This window comes from Maridesulfovibrio salexigens DSM 2638 (assembly GCF_000023445.1).
GTDB lineage: Bacteria > Desulfobacterota > Desulfovibrionia > Desulfovibrionales > Desulfovibrionaceae > Maridesulfovibrio > Maridesulfovibrio salexigens.
The window spans coordinates 2642693-2659187 of the sequence record NC_012881.1; the positions used below are offsets into that span (position 1 = coordinate 2642693).

Here is a 16495-nt window from a genome sequence, read left to right on the forward strand (position 1 = left end):
TTATCTGTTCTGGGATTACTTACCCTTCCCGGACTCAATCCGCAAGCCACTGCCCTACAAATGTAACAGCCTTGTCATACTCATGGGGTGCGAACCAGTGAATATCCTTCTCGCGCTTGAACCAGGTCAGCTGACGCTTGGCATAGGCGCGGGTATTCTTGGCCCATAGCCGGATGGTCTCATCCAGATCTATTTCACCCTTGATGTAACGCATCAGTTCAATACAACCGATCCCCGTCCAGCCGGGTGCATTCTCGTCAGGACAATTTTCCCAAGCCTTACGCGCTTCTTCAACTGCCCCGGCCTCAAGCATCTTTTCAATGCGCAGCTTAAGCAGCGGGGTCAGCTCATCAAGATCAACCTTAATGCCGATCTTCAAAAAATTATACGGTGAAGGCGGAACCTCACGATTATGCCACCAACTAAAGGGTTTGCCTGTAGCCTCATAAACCTCAAGAGCGCGGGCATTACGCTGACGGTTGTTGGGATGGGTACGCTTGCAGTATTCCGGGTCCACCTTCTCCAGCTCGGCATAAAGCGCCGGACCGCCCTCTTCTTCCGACCGCTTGCGGATGCGCTCCCGAATCTCATCCGGGATGTCGGGGATAGGCGCAAGACCGGAAATCAAACTTTGCAGGTACATGCCTGTTCCACCAACCAATACCGGAAGTTCTCCAGCTTCGGCAGCATCAATACGCTCCTTGGCAAGATCAACAAAACCGGATGCATTAATGGTCTCAGTAGTCGGCAGAAATCCGTAAAGTTCGTGCGGACAAACAGCCCTCTCTTCGGGACTGGGCTGAGCGGTAATTACCGGGAAATCCGTATAAACCTGCCGGGAATCAAAATTGATTACCCGCACCGGAAATTTCCGGGCCATACCGAGAGAAGTGGCTGTCTTCCCGGCCCCGGTGGGACCGAGAATACATACAACTGGTCTGCGCTTTTCCATCATCTATTTTCCGGGAACAAGCCTTTCGATTACTTCATCGTAGATCTGACGCGGCACAAGACCTTTGATATCCCCGCCATTCACAGCCACATCCTTGATGATTGAAGAGCTGAGATACATCCACTTGTAGTCGGTCATCAAGAAGACTGTCTGGATATCGTTATCCAGACGGCGGTTCATGAGTGCCATCTGAAACTCGTACTCAAAGTCGGAAACCGCACGCAATCCACGCATGATCACATTGGCCGGGCTTTGCTCCACATAATGAACCAGCAAACCGTCAAATGAATCGACTTCCACCTGCGGGTGGTGTTCGAAAATGCGTTTTGCCATGTCCACCCGCTCCTCAAGAGAAAACTTTGTGTTCTTGGAGGTGCTTCCCGCTACAGCGACGATGACTTTATGAAATGTCTTGATCCCGCGCATGACCAATGAAAAATGCCCACGGGTGAAGGGATCAAAAGTTCCGGGGAATACTGCTGTTACTGGCTTTACTTCTGCCATAATAAAATCCTTGTTTGACCGTAGAGTTTGTTTACCAGCAAATCAAGGCGCTCCACATGTTCCGATTCAGGTGGCTCGACTTTATCCTCGACTTCCGCCAGCACAAACCCGTCCTCGGAAAGCCAGCCGTTCTCAAGAGCCGCATCTAAGGCCTTGGGCAACAGGTCATATCCGTAAGGAGGGTCGATAAAAATAAGATCATAAGGTTTATCCGGAGCTTTTCCGAGTACTTTGAACAGATCGGTCTTGAAGACCTTATACTCCTTGGGTGAAGCTCCCAAATCCTTAAGATTGGTACTAATCAGGTTCGCGGCACGTCCGTTTTTCTCTACAAATAGAGCGAACTCCGCACCACGGCTCAAAGCCTCAATGGCAAGGCTGCCGCTCCCGGCGAACATATCTGCAACACGCAGGCCGTCCCATTCCACCCCCCTTGATTCGAGCATGGAAAAAATAGCCTGCCGAACCTTGGAAGTTGCCGGACGGTATCCGGGACCGCTGGCGGTTTTGATTACCCGCCCGCCGTATTTGCCGCTTATCAGTCTCATATCTACAATTCCGAAATAAGTTCCACAACCTGACGGTTGATTTCAAGCAGCCTGTCCCGCAGCTCGGTCTGGCTGAGGAAGGACTGGGCCTGTACTTTATCAAGTCTGTTTCTGAATTCAGTAAAAAGCTTTTCAGAATCCTTGAGCAGAAAATCCCAGTCGATTTCCGGCTTGGCTGGCTTGCCCTTGACTACGGGCTGCATTTCTCCGCCGGGCACAAGCATGAGTTCTTCCCGGTAGTCAGCAATATGCACTTTGTAACCGAGTTCCTGCTTGATAAGCCCTGCCAACACCTTCTGGCCTTTCGGCTCGCCGTGGGTCAATATGACTTTCATGGCCGGACTGTCAAAGTGTTTCAGCCAATCAATCATCTCATCCTGCCCGGCGTGACCGGAAAAACCGTTAATAGTGAAGATTTTCGCCTCCACAGCCAGTTTTTCGCCGAAAATAGTAATACTGTCAGCGCCGTTGACCAGTTTACGGCCCGGAGTACCCACACCCTGATAACCTACAAATACCACACTGGAATCTTTTCGCCAGATATTATGACGTAAGTGATGCTTGATACGCCCTGCGTTGGCCATACCACTTGCAGAAATAATGATGGCCGGACCTTCAGTGTTGTTGATGGCCTGCGACTCTTCAGTGGTCAGGGTAAATTTAAGGTTAGGTAAAGAAAGAGGATCATCCCCGTTATGCATCAACTCTTTAGTATCAAGATCAAAAAATTCCGGGTGGTTTCTGAAAATTTCAGTAGCTCTGATAGCAAGAGGGCTGTCCAGATAAACAGGCATGTCAGCCGGAAGCTTGCCGTCTTTATAGAGCAGGTGCAAAGTATAGATAAGCTGCTGGGAACGTTCGACCGCGAAAGCCGGGATAACCACCTTACCGCCGCGTTCGTAACTCCATTTAATGGCTTCGGCCAATTCATTGAGGCTATTGGAAGAATCCTTGTGATTACGATCCCCGTAGGTTGACTCCATGAGCAGATAATCAGCCTTTTCGATGATACTGGGGTTGCGGACAATCAGCTGGTCTTTGTGTCCAAGGTCTCCGGAAAAAACAACCTTGGTAGTCTCTCCGCCTTCCTTGATCCACAACTCAATGAATGCTGAACCGAGAATGTGCCCTGCATCCTTGAAGTTTACAGTCACATCTTCCGAAGGATCGAAGCTCGCTCCATACTGCACAGTACGCATGAGAGGCACAGTCTTCAGCGCATCATCCTGCTGATAAATGGGAGAAATGGGCGACATGCCTTTGCGTAATCTTTTACGGTTGGCCCACTCAGTTTCCATTTCCTGAATGTAAGCACTGTCCAGCAGCATAATATCAAGCAGGTCACGGGTAGGGGTGGTCATGTAGATAGGACCTTTAAACCCGGCTCTCACCGCAGCAGGAAGCAGACCGGTATGGTCGATATGGGCATGGGTGATCAGGATAAAATCAAGATTTTTGGGGTCGTATTCCGCAATACCCCGGTTACGTTTTTCTATCTCGGCGTTACCCTGATGAAGACCGCAGTCCACAGCAAATCTGGTATTTTCTGTCTCAATTATATAACAGGAACCGGTAACAGTTTTAGCAGCCCCCATAAAAGTAATCTTCATGTATCCTCCCGAATCTAAACTTGAATCTATTACGACTATGCTAGTTTTTCTTTTTTTGATAATTCGAATGCACTGTTACATGCACCATTAATCAGATTCAGGCAACAGCGGAGCAATTAGAAAATGCAGCAGCACGATCAGAAAAAAGCATACATCTACGGGCTTTCAGCCGTACTCATATGGTCCACGGTGGCCTCGGCATTCAAAATTGCCCTAGGCTACATGGACCCGCTGCAACTACTCTTCTATGCGGTTATATTCTCCACCTTATCCCTCTTCTTGATTTTGAAGATACAGAATAAAACCGAACAGATAAAGCGCATGAGCACAAAAGATTTACTCAAGAACGGCCTACCCGGACTGCTCAATCCATTTCTATATTATATAGTACTATTCAAGGCCTACGACCTGCTCCCCGCACAGGAAGCCCAGCCGCTCAATTACACTTGGGCGATCACTCTTTCACTGCTTTCCATTCCCTTGCTGGGTCAGAAAATGACCATGCGGGAACTGCTGGCTATCCTGACCAGCTACATGGGAGTTGTAATAATCTCCACCCACGGAAACCTGCTCAACATCCAGTTCAGCAATGGATTCGGAGTATTTCTGGCTTTATTCAGCACCATACTCTGGTCACTATACTGGATCATGAATACAAAGAGTAAATCCGACCCGCTGGTGGGATTGTTCTTGAATTTCTGCTTCGGGCTGCCGCTGGTAGCAGTAGCCATGTTGATTTTTTCCGGACCGCCGCCGTTCAATGCTCCGGCAATTCTTTCTGCGGCCTATGTAGGATTTTTTGAAATGGGGATAACTTTTGCGCTCTGGCTAAATGCTATGAAGCTGACTGAAAAGGCATCGCGAGTCAGCAACTTGATTTTCCTGTCACCATTCCTTTCGCTTATCCTGATCCACTTTATTCTTGGTGAGGAAATCCTGCATTCAACGCTTGTGGGACTTTTATTTATTGTGGGCGGGAATTTGATTCAGCAGTTGGGAAGAAAGAATTAAGCTTTAAAAATACAAAAGGACCGGGCTGGAGGTGTCCCGGTCCTTTTTGTATTTAAAGGAGTGATGATGAGGAATGAAGACTATATGTATATTCGGGCACTTGTTGAAGAAAGTGCAGGGGAACAAATTCTTCGCCCGTCTTGTATTTCTATTTAGCATCTAGCGTGCCAAAAACAATATTCTTTTATTTACAGACACTTAGAAGGATTGGCATTTTTTACCATCCCATCCTGCACATTCTTTTGCACAACTTTTTTGCACATATGTGCAATGCACAACTTCACAAACTGCACATCCATTCAGTCTTTAGTTCAATGTTAAGTTTAAGAATTGACGACAGAACGGTTAAAACAGCGCAACCCACTGTACATAACTGTTTTTTCGTATTATCTTATTACTAGTGGTAAACGAAGAAACATTGAATTGAAACTCAATATACCAAAGACACCACTTAGAAGATAAGGAGTAAATTATGCATACACGCCTATCAGATGTGTACCTAAACCATGAAATCAATGAAAAAATCGAAGAAGCCTGCCAGAATCTGGGAATCAGCAAGAGCATGTTTTTAAATGTGCTGCTGCAGGAACTGTTCAGCAAGGCCGGCCCTGAAGATCTATTCTACAACCGCGTGAAGCTCTGCAACGACAACGACATCGCCCCAAAAACACCAGAGCAGATTTCACAGTAAACCGGATAGCGCAAGCCGCAGAAACAAATCGCAAACAAACAGCGGCAATCAGAACAATAACGGCGCAAAAATCAGGAACTGACAAACAAACTGACCTGAATTTTTGCGCCCATGTTTCTTCATCAATCCCACCACAGGGAATTTACCACGCAGCATATTAATGCTGCTTTTTTTGTGCCTCACTATTCCTACGCCGAATTCAATCTATCTTATTATGCTCTCCATGACATATGTCGCATTTGACAATAATTCCCCTACAAAATATACGGCTATTCCAATTTCCTTATAATTTTAATTATCCTAAACTGGAGAAAAAAATGCGTTCAATATCTTTAGGAGTGATTCTGGTTATGCTTTCACTGGTATCCGCTGTTCCGGGTTTTGCAGCCGAAAAGCTCAGCGGTGATGTAATCATGTTTCATGCCGGCAGCCTTTCCGTTCCCCTTGCAAAGATGGAAAAGGAATTTGAAGCCATGCATCCCGGCGTTGACATCAAACGCGAAGCCGGTGGTTCCACCAAAATGGCACGTATGATCTCTGAAGTAGGCAAACCCGCTGATATCATGGCTTCCGCGGACTACGTGGTCATCGACAAGAACCTGATCCCCAAGTTCGCAGACTTCAACATCCGCTTTGCAACCAACCAGCTTGTTCTCTGCTACACTGACCAGTCCAAATACGCATCTGAGATCAATTCCGACAACTGGTATGAAATCATCCAGAAGCCCGGCGTTGTCTGGGGTCACTCAGATCCCAACCTTGATCCCTGCGGCTACCGTAGCGTGATGGTTATGCAACTGGCTGAAAAATTTTACGGTAAAGAAGGCCTTTTCGATAAACTCATCAAGCAGCGTAAGAAAGAATGGGTCCGCCCCAAATCAGTTGAACTGATCTCCCTGCTCAAAACCGGAAACATGGACTACGCTTGGGAATACCTCTCCGTAGCAGTGCAGCACGGCCTGAAGTACATTACCCTCGATAAGCACATCAACCTTTCCGATTACAAATACAACAACTTCTACAAGCAGGCGAAAGTGACTGTAAGCGGCAAGAAGCCCGGAAGCACCATTGACCGTGTTGGTAAATCCATCACTTACGGTATCACTCAGCTTAAGGATGCTCCCAACAAGGCTGCAGCCACTGCTTTCATGGCTTACATGCTTTCCCCTGAAGGCGGCCTGAAAATCCTGAAAGAAATGGGCCAGCCTCCTTTTGTTCCAGCCATTGTTCCTGATGAAACCATGATCAAGAACATGCCCGTCGAACTGCATAAGCTTGTAAAAGTAAATAAATAATCCGACCCAAAAGGAAAGCCGGGACAGCCCCGGCTTTCCTAATTCCCGCCCATGAGAAAATTCCACAAGACTTCAGTCAGCTCAATTGTGTCCACCATTCTGGTTCTCGGCTTCATTCTGGTTCCTCTGAGCCAGTTGATCTTAGGCTCAAGCGTAAATGAACTGCTTGAAACCATCATGGACCCTGATGTTCGTGCAGCCATCAGCCGAAGCATGCTTTGTTCCGGCATGGCGGCACTCATATCTTTTGCTATCGGCACCCCTTTCGCTTTTATGCTGGCCCGCAAGGATTTCAAAGGCAAAGCACTGGTGGAATCCATCATCGACATGCCGATTATGATCCCGCACCCAGTTATAGGTATTGCACTACTATCCATTGCCGGACGAAATCACTGGATAGGACAAATGCTTCTTGATGCCGGAATCCGTATCATGGGCACAAATACGGGTATTGTGGCTGTGCTGGTCTTTGTAGGGTTACCTTTTTATCTCAATGCCGCACGGGATGGATTTGAGGCCGTTCCCGAAAGACTGGAAAAAGCCGCCCGGACCTTGGGGGCTTCACCTACCCAGACATTTCTGCGGGTTACATTGCCGCTGGCTTGGCGCTCATTGCTGACCGGAATGATCATGTGCATGGCCCGTGCACTCAGTGAATTCGGCGCAGTTGTTATCGTAGCCTATCATCCCATGATAGCCCCCGTGTTGATGTACGAACGTTTCACTGCCTATGGTCTTTCATATTCACGTCCTGTGGCTATCTGGCTGATTTTTCTTTCACTGGTGCTCTTTGCGGCACTGCGAATTCTTTCACGCGGACTTGGGAGCAGGGATTCATGATTAAAATTGAAAAATTGAACGTTAAACTGCCCAAATTTTCCCTTCAGGACATCAGCCTGCACATCCCGGAAGGAGATTTCTTCACCCTGCTCGGCCCTACGGGTTCCGGCAAATCAATGCTGCTGGAGACAATCGCCGGACTGGTGCCCGTATCATCCGGTTCCATAAAAATTTCAGGTAGTGAAATTGCCCACCTCCCCCCGGAAAAGCGGGGGCTGTCTATTGTTTATCAGGACTATGCCCTTTTCCCGCACCTGAGTGTGCTGGAAAACATAACCTTCGGCGCAAAATATAAAGGCATCAGCGAAGACAGCGCTGTGCGCAAAGCCGAAGAACTTGCGGAAAAGTTGAATATTTCACACCTGCTGACCCGTACACCGCTTCATTTGTCCGGTGGTGAACGCCAACGCGCCGCCATAGCCCGCGCCCTGCTGGTGGACCCGGCAGTGCTGTTACTTGATGAGCCTCTTTCCGCTTTGGACCCGGCTTTCCGGCAGGAAGTTCAAGACCTGCTCAAAGATCTTCATCGAGAAACCGGAATCACCTTCGTCATGGTCACCCACGATTTTGACGAAGCACTCTATCTTTCTACCAATGGAGCTATCATCAAGAATGGCAAACTCGTCCGCAAAGGTAAGATAAGAGATATTTTCAATTCTCCGGGCTCCGAGTTCGTGGCAGGCTTTGTAGGCATATCCAACATATACCCCTGCACGCCCATGACTGATTACGTAAAGCTTAGCGATCTGAACCTCACTTACACCAAGGAAAGGGCCGGCTCGGAAACAAGGTTGGCTTTTCGTCCTGAAGAAGTGCTTCTGGGAAGTGAGATTGGAGAAAACAACGGGCAGAACAGCTTTTACGCCACAATTAAAGGCATAACCGCCGGGGGATTTCACGCGCGTGTCACCCTTGATTATGACGGCATGGAAATCTACGCCCTTGTTCCGCGGAAAATGATTGGAAATGGCGAATTGGAACCGGGGCTGCCCATCAAAGTAGCTGTCCCGGAGCAAAGCCTGCACCTGTTTTAATTACGAGATCGCAAGCCTGCGGACAACAACCTTATGTTATTGGTATTAAGTAGCAAATACGAGATCAAAAGGGCCGCAACAGACAACTCTCTATTCACGCCATAGCTATGGAAAACAAGGTAAACACCGACGATAAACAACTGTAAAAAGACAAAGAATTTTTGTTTGCTGTCCAGCCAACGGATTCCGAAATACTTACGGCATTGAAAATAGCGAAGCAGGCTAATCAGTACATTGGAAAAGCAGAAAGCCAGACCTGCACCGCTTACCCCCAGACTGTTGTAAAGAAGCAGGCAGAGTCCCGCATTGAGAATCAACCCTGCAACGGTATTAAATACTTCCAGCCTTGATTTACCGGAAAGAATCAGCAGGTAGCCCACCGGCCCAGTGTAGCAATTACAAATCTGCCCGAGAAGCATCCACAGCAGACAGCTTGTCCCGGCGCTGTATTGCGCCCCGAAAAAATTCATGATCACATCTGCATAAACAGCCACCCCGGCCAACAAAATGAATGAAAACAAAGTCAGCGCATGGGTGGCCTCGCGATACAGGGAGCAAATAGCTTTATGGTCTTCACGAGCGTAAACAGCTGAAATCTGCGGGGCATATACACTGTTAAATGTGTAAAGCAGTATGGAAATACTAACCGCAACTTTCATGGCAGCTACAAAAAGAGCGGAATCCACAACCACTCCCACAGCACCGAGAATAAGCGTATTTATCCAGATCAATGAAGTCTGAGAAAATGCGACAATCAAAAGCGGAATGGAATAAACTATAATTTCACGGACACTTACGGAACTGCGCAGCCGAAGAGAAAAATGCAAACCATAATCCCGACGAGTACTTAGAAAAGAATATAAAAAGGACACACCATAAAGAGCGGTAACCGCAACAAGAAAATGAATTACATCAAAATCGATAACAAATGCCGAAGCAGACAAAAGCAACATGCCGAGCGGAATTAATAAATTTTCCACCACCGTGATTCCAGACATATCGCCAAGGCTCTGGCGGACCATTATGTTGATTCTGGTCAGGCTCCAGAAAAAAATAATGGGGGAAGCACAAAAAATATACGCCCATTTTGACACATTTTTAAAGACCAAACCGGCAACTGGTTCAGCATAGAACATAACCGCTCCGGAAAGCAGTAACGCAAAGCCCCCGACAATCAGCTGTGAAAGAGTCCACATAGCAGAAAGATTGGATTCATGCTGTTCCCTCGCCTGCGGAATATAACGCAAACACGCATTGCCGAGTCCCAACTGAGCAAAATTGGCACACAGAAAGGCAAAAGTGTAGCCGATAAAAAAAAGCCCGGTTCCATAGGCTCCATACTTCTTAGCCAGCACCCATGCCAGCAGCAAGCCGCCTACCCCCTTCACTCCCTTAGCTGTGAAGACAAGAATCAACTTCTTCAAATTGGAGTGTTTACTGCTCAAACCGCTTTTCCCTCAGCTTGCGAAGAAGACTCCGCTCAATAAAAGTATAATAAAAAATATTGCGCAGTTTCAGCCATATCCAGTGCAATCCCTGTCCGCCAATCACGCGAACACTGTCCTTAAACGGAACATTGCCGGATGCACATAATTTATAGCCACTCTGCAAAAGCTCACGCGCGCAGATCAGTTCATACAATTGAATCTGTGCAGGACTAAGCCGCTCTTTCCATTTTACAGCTATGGTGCGATCCGGGGCCTTTCCGACATTCTGATGCAAATGCTTTTGCCTGCTCCCAATCAACTTGTAATAATCCTGCTGGGACGCAACAACTTCCTTACCTTCCGAGCTGACACCAAATTCATCAAGTATGCGGAGAACTTCCCGTTCCGGTGCTGCAAGCAGGTCTTCGAAACGCAACCGGATTACCGACTGCCCATTCATCCTGTTCACCATCTTCTTCCAATCAAATGCGGCTTGGAAAACATTATTGGACATCTTCATTCCAGTCAGGGATACCATGTCCAATTTTGAATTAAACACGGCCCTGCCGTCACGAAGCAGAAAAACAAACCTTGCATCGCTGTATATGTTTTTCAATTTGGACATGTGAAAATCATGCCTTGCACCTTTGATGACCAGAACTTCAGGCATTTTTTCCCCGCGAACCTCAAGATATTCCATGAATACAGCATCAAACACAGCGCGGTAGCTCAAGCTTCCCCGGCCAGTCAATCGATGACGCAATTGTTCACGGTCAATATTCCATTCAACAAAACGTGGTTCGGAATAAAGAAGCTCCAGCACTCCTTCAACAGTCAGTAATTTTTCATCCCGATAATTTTCAAGAATAAGGGAAATAAAATGACTTTCCTGCCCAACCACAACCCCGGCATACTGATTCAGCAGCGAAGAAAGTAAAGTCGAACCGGAGCGGCTATCATAAAGAATAAATGCATGAATCATAATCTGCTCGCTTTGAGCGTTGAAAAATCAACTCTATACCTACCACTGCGGCACTCAACTTCAATGACATCTCTCTCAATGGAACTGTCTAGCAGCAATGGATCTGTGCAGCCCTCAGAAGTACGCCCGACAGCAGTATACATGATCGATGGAGATGAAGTCTTGCGCTCCGCCTGAAACAGCATGCCTGAGCGAGGAATCTTCTTACCCATATACCAGACTAATCCTGTATACCGCTTAAACGATGTGCTGAAATCCTGACCATAAAAATTAAGGCTATATCCGCTGTCCCGATCCAAACAAACTTTCCCGACTCCAACATCGCTGAGCAAACGCCCCTTTCGGTAAACATGTACGGGGTATAGAATGCTGGTATTACCTACAGTTGTGATACGGTCACGCACAAAAATATCTTCGCCATTTATGACTACAATTGCCCGTATCCATGATTTCGGGCGCACAGACGCCGGATAGTATCCAGCCAGCTCCACTTCAATACCTTGATATCCCTGCCCGCAGACAAACCGGGGCTTGGGAGTGACCCCTTTGCCCTTTTTATAATCATAAAGCTGAAAAACATCCGTACCTTCACCTAACTGGCCTATCTTATTGAAAACAGGAATATTGTGATTTATTGACAGCTTCTTCAGCTGGAATCCGTCATCATTAACCAACGAACTCTTACCCTGCCATAACCCGAAATGACCTGCGTCAGGATGAATATGGGAACCGGGAAAAACTCCCTTGGATAAAGCATGGAAACCTTGGGGAGGTCCGCATTTAAAGAATACCAGTGACGCATCTTCTCGCCATGATGAACGGGTCAACAGAATTCCGAGATTATCAAACCATGCATGCAGAGGAAGGTTCTGCGGACTCTGTGGTTTTATCTGCGGATCATACCATACGTAATCCTGCCAGAGCACAGTATTCATACGTCTTTTATGCTCGATCTCAGCTGCCAGCCATTGGGCATGACCGTCATTAAAAACACGTGCAAGGCTCCTCAGAATTGCCCCTGGTCCGTAAAAATCAACCATGGGAGAATCTGCAAAATCTACATTGTATCTAAATCCGGGCAAGGAAGCGTAAAGTCTGAATTTAGCGGTGTTTCTCAAAAAACCGCTTGAACGAACCATCTCCAGTCCCTGTGCGGGAGCCATTGCCATGTAATAGTTAAGCAGCCAGAGAGTACCGTAGCTCCAGTAACCGACACCCTCATGTGAAGCTCCGTCCGGGGAAAGCAGGGGCAAAACCGTATTAAAATTATCTTCAGCTGTTTGCAGCCACTTTAACGCCCTCTGATCTTCGCCGTATAATGCAATCCCGGCAACCGCCAAGGCACCGGCATTTACATAATTATGGTTCTGAAGCAGACCACGGGACTGGGCCCACCACAACCGTTTCGAGCGAATGATTTCATCCAATATTTCTGCATGTTCAATGATCGAATCCTTTACCATTAAGCGCATGGCCGAGGACAATTCATCGTAGAACCAGTCATAGGCGAGTGAAAGAGCAAAAAGACCGTGCGCAGCTCCGATATCTTCATTATTGCCCCAGACCTTTGAGGAGCAGAATGTCCGTAACAAATTCTGAACAGCAATAAATGAACTGGAATCACCGGTAATCAGATAATAAAAGGAGTTATCCACCAACCCGTCAGCAGGACGGCGGACAGATTCGTTATTGTAACGCAGCAGATTAGTCGGAACTCTGTTGCCCACCATTGCCTTGGCGCGCTTACGAATGATGCGCAAAAAATCGGCATAAGGCTCTTTATCTTTGATGGAACGCAATTGCTCCAAACGGGCCTTATTAAAATAAAGTCTGGGACGTTCTTTAAATACAGAGTAATCAGCAGCAGATGCGGAAAACGGAAACACCCATAACACCGAAACCAGCACCATCACCGCCATGATCGGCTTATGCCGCATTACGCCCCCTTGATTTATTTTAAACTCAGAATCTTCAGTTTCTTTATTATCTTGACCAAAGTACGCTTTACGATACCCATCGAAGACTCAAGGCTGGCAATTCTTTTTTCCAGATCATTAATATAGCGGCCAATCTCTTCCTCATCACAGGGAGTTGGAGATTCAGCAACGGGAAGCAGGCCGTCACCAATACGTTCCCGGGCAAATGAATCCACAACATCAGCACTTACAGGCTTAATATCATCTGCAAAACCAAAGATTAGCGAACCTTCACAAAGAACGTTAATATTACGAGGAATACCATGAGAATATTCATTAATCTTCATAATGGCTTCTTCTGTAAATATCGTGAAGGGATCCTCAGCCCCGCCCTGCCGTAGACGGTAGTAGATATACTCCTTAGCTTCCTGCTCCCGCAAACGGGAAAGATGGGCACTGACAACAATACGCTGCACAATCTGGCTGTAACGGGCCTTACGCAATCTATCACGAAACCCGGTCTGACCTACCATCAGAATTGAGATAAGGTTATCCTTTCCGGCCTGCAAATTTGAAATCATTCGAACCTGCTCAAGAGCTTCGTCACTCAGATTCTGGGCCTCATCAAGAATAAGCAAAACCCGCTTATCACTATTGGTATAAATATCGAGCAAGTGCTGCTGCAATGCATCAAGGCACGAAGCCGGGGTAGGATTTGGCGGCAGCTCTCCTTCAAGTTCGGTTAGAATCATCTCAACGATGTAATCGCCGCCAACAGCACTATTGAAGATCACACCGACAATGATTTCTTCGCTATGCTCGACCACCAGCTTATAGATAATGGAAGTCTTTCCCGTTCCGGCATCTCCGGTAAGCAAAATCAGACTGTCACCATTCATCAAACCGTAATCAATATGGGTAAGGGCCTGCTGGTGCCACTGGCTCAAATAAAAAAATTCAGGGTCAGGCAGGATGTTGAATGGCTTTTCGTTCAAGCCGTAGAACTCTAAATACATTTAACCTCCACCTCAGCTGATAACATTCAGGCTTTCCTTATCACTCTTATTAAGAACTATACCTACAATATTTCGCCCTTCAAGAAGATTGAGTGCTTTCTGGACATATTCACGTGAAGTTTTGCCTGCTTCCACAACAAACACAATCCCATCAACATAACTGGAAAAGACCAATGCATCAGGCGCATGCAGTAAATCCGGACAATCGAAGACAACATAACGATCAGGGTAACGATCCTTCATTTCGGTAATCAAATCCTGCAACTTCGGGGAGCCTAGAATTTCTGTGGAACCTTTAATGGGTTCCCCGGCAGGGAGAAAGGAAAGCTTATTAATGCCCGGTTTAATTAATAAATCTGGCACAGGAATATCATGAAGCAGATGATCAGTGAGCCCCTTTTCCACTTCTATTCCCAAGTACTTATGAATGCTTGGATTACGCATGTCCGTATCCACCAGCAAAGCGAACTGATCAACTTCACGGGCAATACTGATAGCTAAATTGATAGAAGTAATGGTCTTGCCTTCACCGGGCATGGCACTGGTAACCATCAACACATTGTGCTTTTTTCTCTTGGTGCGGTGGAAAATCTGAGTCCGCAGCAGGTTATAAATATCAGTAAATGAAGAGCTGCTGTGCTTGGTAAGAATCCTGTTCTTAGCAAGCTCCATCTCATCAAGAACAATATCATCATTGTAGAAGCTTTTGGGGATATTGCAGCTCTGCCCCATTTTATCTGAAGGCTTGGATTCAGCTTCCTTTCTAACTTCAGGCACAGGGGGAGGCGTTTTGGCAACAGTGCGTTCAACGGCTGTTGACCTGTTTCCGCTGGAAACCTGCTCTTCCTGCAACATGCGATTTCGTTTGGCTTTTTCAACAGCCTTAAGCAGCTTGCTCATGTTGACTCCCCGTCCATTAAAAATTCAAAACTATTTTACGTACTAATTTAACAGCGATGACATCTATCGGCATAAAGAAAATATGAACGGCAACTACGCTCACTGCCACTGTAGATAAAAACACTATCGTCATAATCCATTTTCTGCGTACCAGCGCCCGAGCCTCTATCTCTGTCTCCCAATATGGAACAATAGCAAGCACCGGATACTTCACAATAGCCGACAATTCTTCCGGCCTGCGAATAGAACGATCCATGAATTCCAGAATAGTACCGGTACTGGCTCCAACACCTAGCGAAAGAACAAAGCCGACAAGAATCAAAGCCAGCCTGTTAGGACGAATCGGCTTTTCTGGAACAATCGGAGGGTCGATCAGGGTGAAACGTTCTGCAAGCTGACTCTGCTCCAAACCTTTTGCCTCACGAGCTGCCAGCAGTCTGTTATTAATGTCCTGATACTTGAGCTGGGCGTTTTCATAATCACGCATCAGCACCTTATACTCCTGCTCCACCTGCGGAGTATTAACTACCCTGCGCTGATAGGAGGCATATTTATTGGAAAGCTCCGCATAGTTTCTCTCCGCCTCGACAATTTCAAGTTCTGTAGAGGCAATCTGCGTCTCAATCTGGATGTAGCCCGGATTATCAGGAACATCAGAAGCAGAATCAAACATCGAATACTGCAAAGCAGCCTCTTCAAGGCTCTCATTAAGGGAGTCTATCTGCTTTCGAAGCATGATTACTTCAGGGTGCTTCTCAGAATATTTCTTACGCAGAACCGTAAGTTCCTGCTCTTTATTTTTAATTTCCCGGTTTATTGAGTCGAGATTGTCAGCAGCATCGACTTCCTTTTCAAGGGATTCAATCTGCCTTTTCATCGCCAGCACATCAGGGTGTCTTGAAGAATAACGCGATTGCAACGAAAGATACTCGCGCCGGAGTTTCTCAAGATCTTCCCGGGCTGTAGGAAAACGGGTTCCGTCATTGGCGACAATACGCAGATTAGGATCAATACTGGCCCGCTGTCCTTCAAGGTAAACCTTACGGTTCTTCAAGGAAACGATCTGCTCCTGAACCTTATCGAGCTCCCGCTGAAGGCGTTCCATAGAATTCATATTATGAATCAACAGCTCCGGTAACTCATTTACATGCTCCTCCTTGAAGAGGGCAATGTTTGATTCCAGCTCCAAAATCTCGGAACGCAACTCGGCTAGCTGCAACTCAAGGAATTCAAAGGTCGATGTGGCTTTTTCCTCTCGCTCCTTCAAGTTTTCTTTCAAATAAAGGGAGGTAAGGACGTTAGCAACCTGAGCCACTTTCTGCGGACTGCGCCCTTCATAAGAAAGGGTAAATGCGACTGTCGCAGTCCCCGGACGACCGGAATACTGGTTGGTAACTTCAGCGGTAATAGGCTCAAGCTGAATATCCTCGCGCATCTTGGCGATAATTTCTTCTGTAGTATATTTACCGACCAGATCAGGATACAGCTCAAATTCCTTGATAATATTTAAAAGGTTACCATGACTGAGAACTATCTGCGAAATTGCCTGCAATCTCTCTTCAACAAAACCTGTAACAGTAGTCTGAACCAGATCCTGAGGAATATCCTGATCCTCGATCAAAATAGTTGCCGTGGACTTGTAGACCGGAGAAAGCACAAAGGCCAATATGAAAATCAAAGAAAATACAGCTCCCGCAGGTATTAGGAACTGGTATTTCCTGCGCTTAAGAACATCGAAATAATATGCAATATCCGAGCTTTCCTGCATA

The 16495-nt window shown here is 46.7% G+C and carries 15 protein-coding genes; 5 read left to right on the forward strand and 10 right to left on the reverse strand.

What is annotated here, in order from left to right; genetic code table 11:
* Positions 1-34: 34 nt before the first annotated feature.
* The 4 genes from miaA to DESAL_RS12140 are packed head-to-tail and all read right to left on the reverse strand — an operon-like array spanning position 35 to position 3614.
* Positions 35-955 carry a tRNA (adenosine(37)-N6)-dimethylallyltransferase MiaA gene (gene miaA, locus DESAL_RS12125; RefSeq protein ID WP_015852282.1) on the reverse strand — a complete coding sequence of 307 codons (921 nt, stop codon included), beginning with the start codon at positions 953-955 and terminating at the stop codon, positions 35-37.
* Positions 956-1456, reverse strand: a complete 501-nt coding sequence (gene coaD, locus DESAL_RS12130; protein ID WP_015852283.1) for a pantetheine-phosphate adenylyltransferase — start codon at positions 1454-1456, stop codon at positions 956-958.
* The gene (rsmD, locus tag DESAL_RS12135; protein ID WP_015852284.1) at positions 1444-2004 is read right to left on the reverse strand and encodes a 16S rRNA (guanine(966)-N(2))-methyltransferase RsmD; all 561 of its coding nucleotides are present in this window, start codon (positions 2002-2004) and stop codon (positions 1444-1446) included. Before rsmD ends, coaD begins: the two co-directional genes overlap by 13 nt.
* A gap of 2 nt (positions 2005-2006) precedes the next feature.
* A complete protein-coding gene (locus DESAL_RS12140) occupies positions 2007-3614 on the reverse strand; it encodes an MBL fold metallo-hydrolase RNA specificity domain-containing protein (protein ID WP_015852285.1) in 1608 nt (535 codons plus the stop codon).
* Positions 3615-3737: 123 nt separating this feature from the next.
* Here DESAL_RS12140 and DESAL_RS12145 point away from each other — a divergent pair, with 123 nt between their 5' ends.
* The 5 genes from DESAL_RS12145 (at position 3738) to DESAL_RS12165 (ending at position 8485) form a co-directional block, all read left to right on the forward strand.
* Complete coding sequence (locus tag DESAL_RS12145) at positions 3738-4625, forward strand: DMT family transporter (RefSeq protein ID WP_015852286.1); 888 nt, start codon at positions 3738-3740, stop codon at positions 4623-4625.
* 472 nt (positions 4626-5097) lie between these two features.
* On the forward strand, positions 5098-5316 hold the full coding sequence (locus tag DESAL_RS12150; RefSeq protein ID WP_015852287.1) for a hypothetical protein: 219 nt from the start codon (positions 5098-5100) through the stop codon (positions 5314-5316).
* Between the two features lie 317 nt (positions 5317-5633).
* Positions 5634-6611, forward strand: coding sequence for a tungstate ABC transporter substrate-binding protein WtpA (gene wtpA / locus DESAL_RS12155; protein WP_015852288.1), 978 nt, complete (start codon positions 5634-5636; stop codon positions 6609-6611).
* Between the two features lie 51 nt (positions 6612-6662).
* Entirely contained in the window at positions 6663-7451 is a 789-nt protein-coding gene (locus tag DESAL_RS12160; protein ID WP_015852289.1) for an ABC transporter permease, read from the forward strand.
* Positions 7448-8485 (forward strand): ABC transporter ATP-binding protein, encoded by a 1038-nt coding sequence (locus DESAL_RS12165; RefSeq protein WP_015852290.1) that lies wholly within the window; start codon positions 7448-7450, stop codon positions 8483-8485. Before DESAL_RS12160 ends, DESAL_RS12165 begins: the two co-directional genes overlap by 4 nt.
* Here the strand turns inward: DESAL_RS12165 and DESAL_RS12170 are convergent.
* From DESAL_RS12170 to DESAL_RS12195, 6 genes are read right to left on the reverse strand one after another with little or no spacing between them, the layout of a single operon-like run.
* Positions 8482-9930 carry a lipopolysaccharide biosynthesis protein gene (locus tag DESAL_RS12170; RefSeq protein ID WP_015852291.1) on the reverse strand — a complete coding sequence of 483 codons (1449 nt, stop codon included), beginning with the start codon at positions 9928-9930 and terminating at the stop codon, positions 8482-8484. The two genes, DESAL_RS12165 and DESAL_RS12170, sit on opposite strands and share 4 nt — an antisense overlap.
* Entirely contained in the window at positions 9920-10894 is a 975-nt protein-coding gene (locus tag DESAL_RS12175; RefSeq protein WP_015852292.1) for a sulfotransferase, read from the reverse strand. The genes DESAL_RS12170 and DESAL_RS12175 overlap by 11 nt, the downstream gene beginning before the upstream one ends.
* Positions 10891-12831 (reverse strand): DUF4962 domain-containing protein, encoded by a 1941-nt coding sequence (locus tag DESAL_RS12180; protein WP_015852293.1) that lies wholly within the window; start codon positions 12829-12831, stop codon positions 10891-10893. Before DESAL_RS12180 ends, DESAL_RS12175 begins: the two co-directional genes overlap by 4 nt.
* A gap of 14 nt (positions 12832-12845) precedes the next feature.
* The gene (locus tag DESAL_RS12185) at positions 12846-13826 is read right to left on the reverse strand and encodes an ExeA family protein (protein WP_015852294.1); all 981 of its coding nucleotides are present in this window, start codon (positions 13824-13826) and stop codon (positions 12846-12848) included.
* A gap of 12 nt (positions 13827-13838) precedes the next feature.
* A complete protein-coding gene (locus DESAL_RS12190) occupies positions 13839-14726 on the reverse strand; it encodes a polysaccharide biosynthesis tyrosine autokinase (RefSeq protein WP_015852295.1) in 888 nt (295 codons plus the stop codon).
* A gap of 16 nt (positions 14727-14742) precedes the next feature.
* Positions 14743-16494 carry a GumC family protein gene (locus DESAL_RS12195; RefSeq protein ID WP_015852296.1) on the reverse strand — a complete coding sequence of 584 codons (1752 nt, stop codon included), beginning with the start codon at positions 16492-16494 and terminating at the stop codon, positions 14743-14745.
* Position 16495 lies beyond the last annotated feature (1 nt).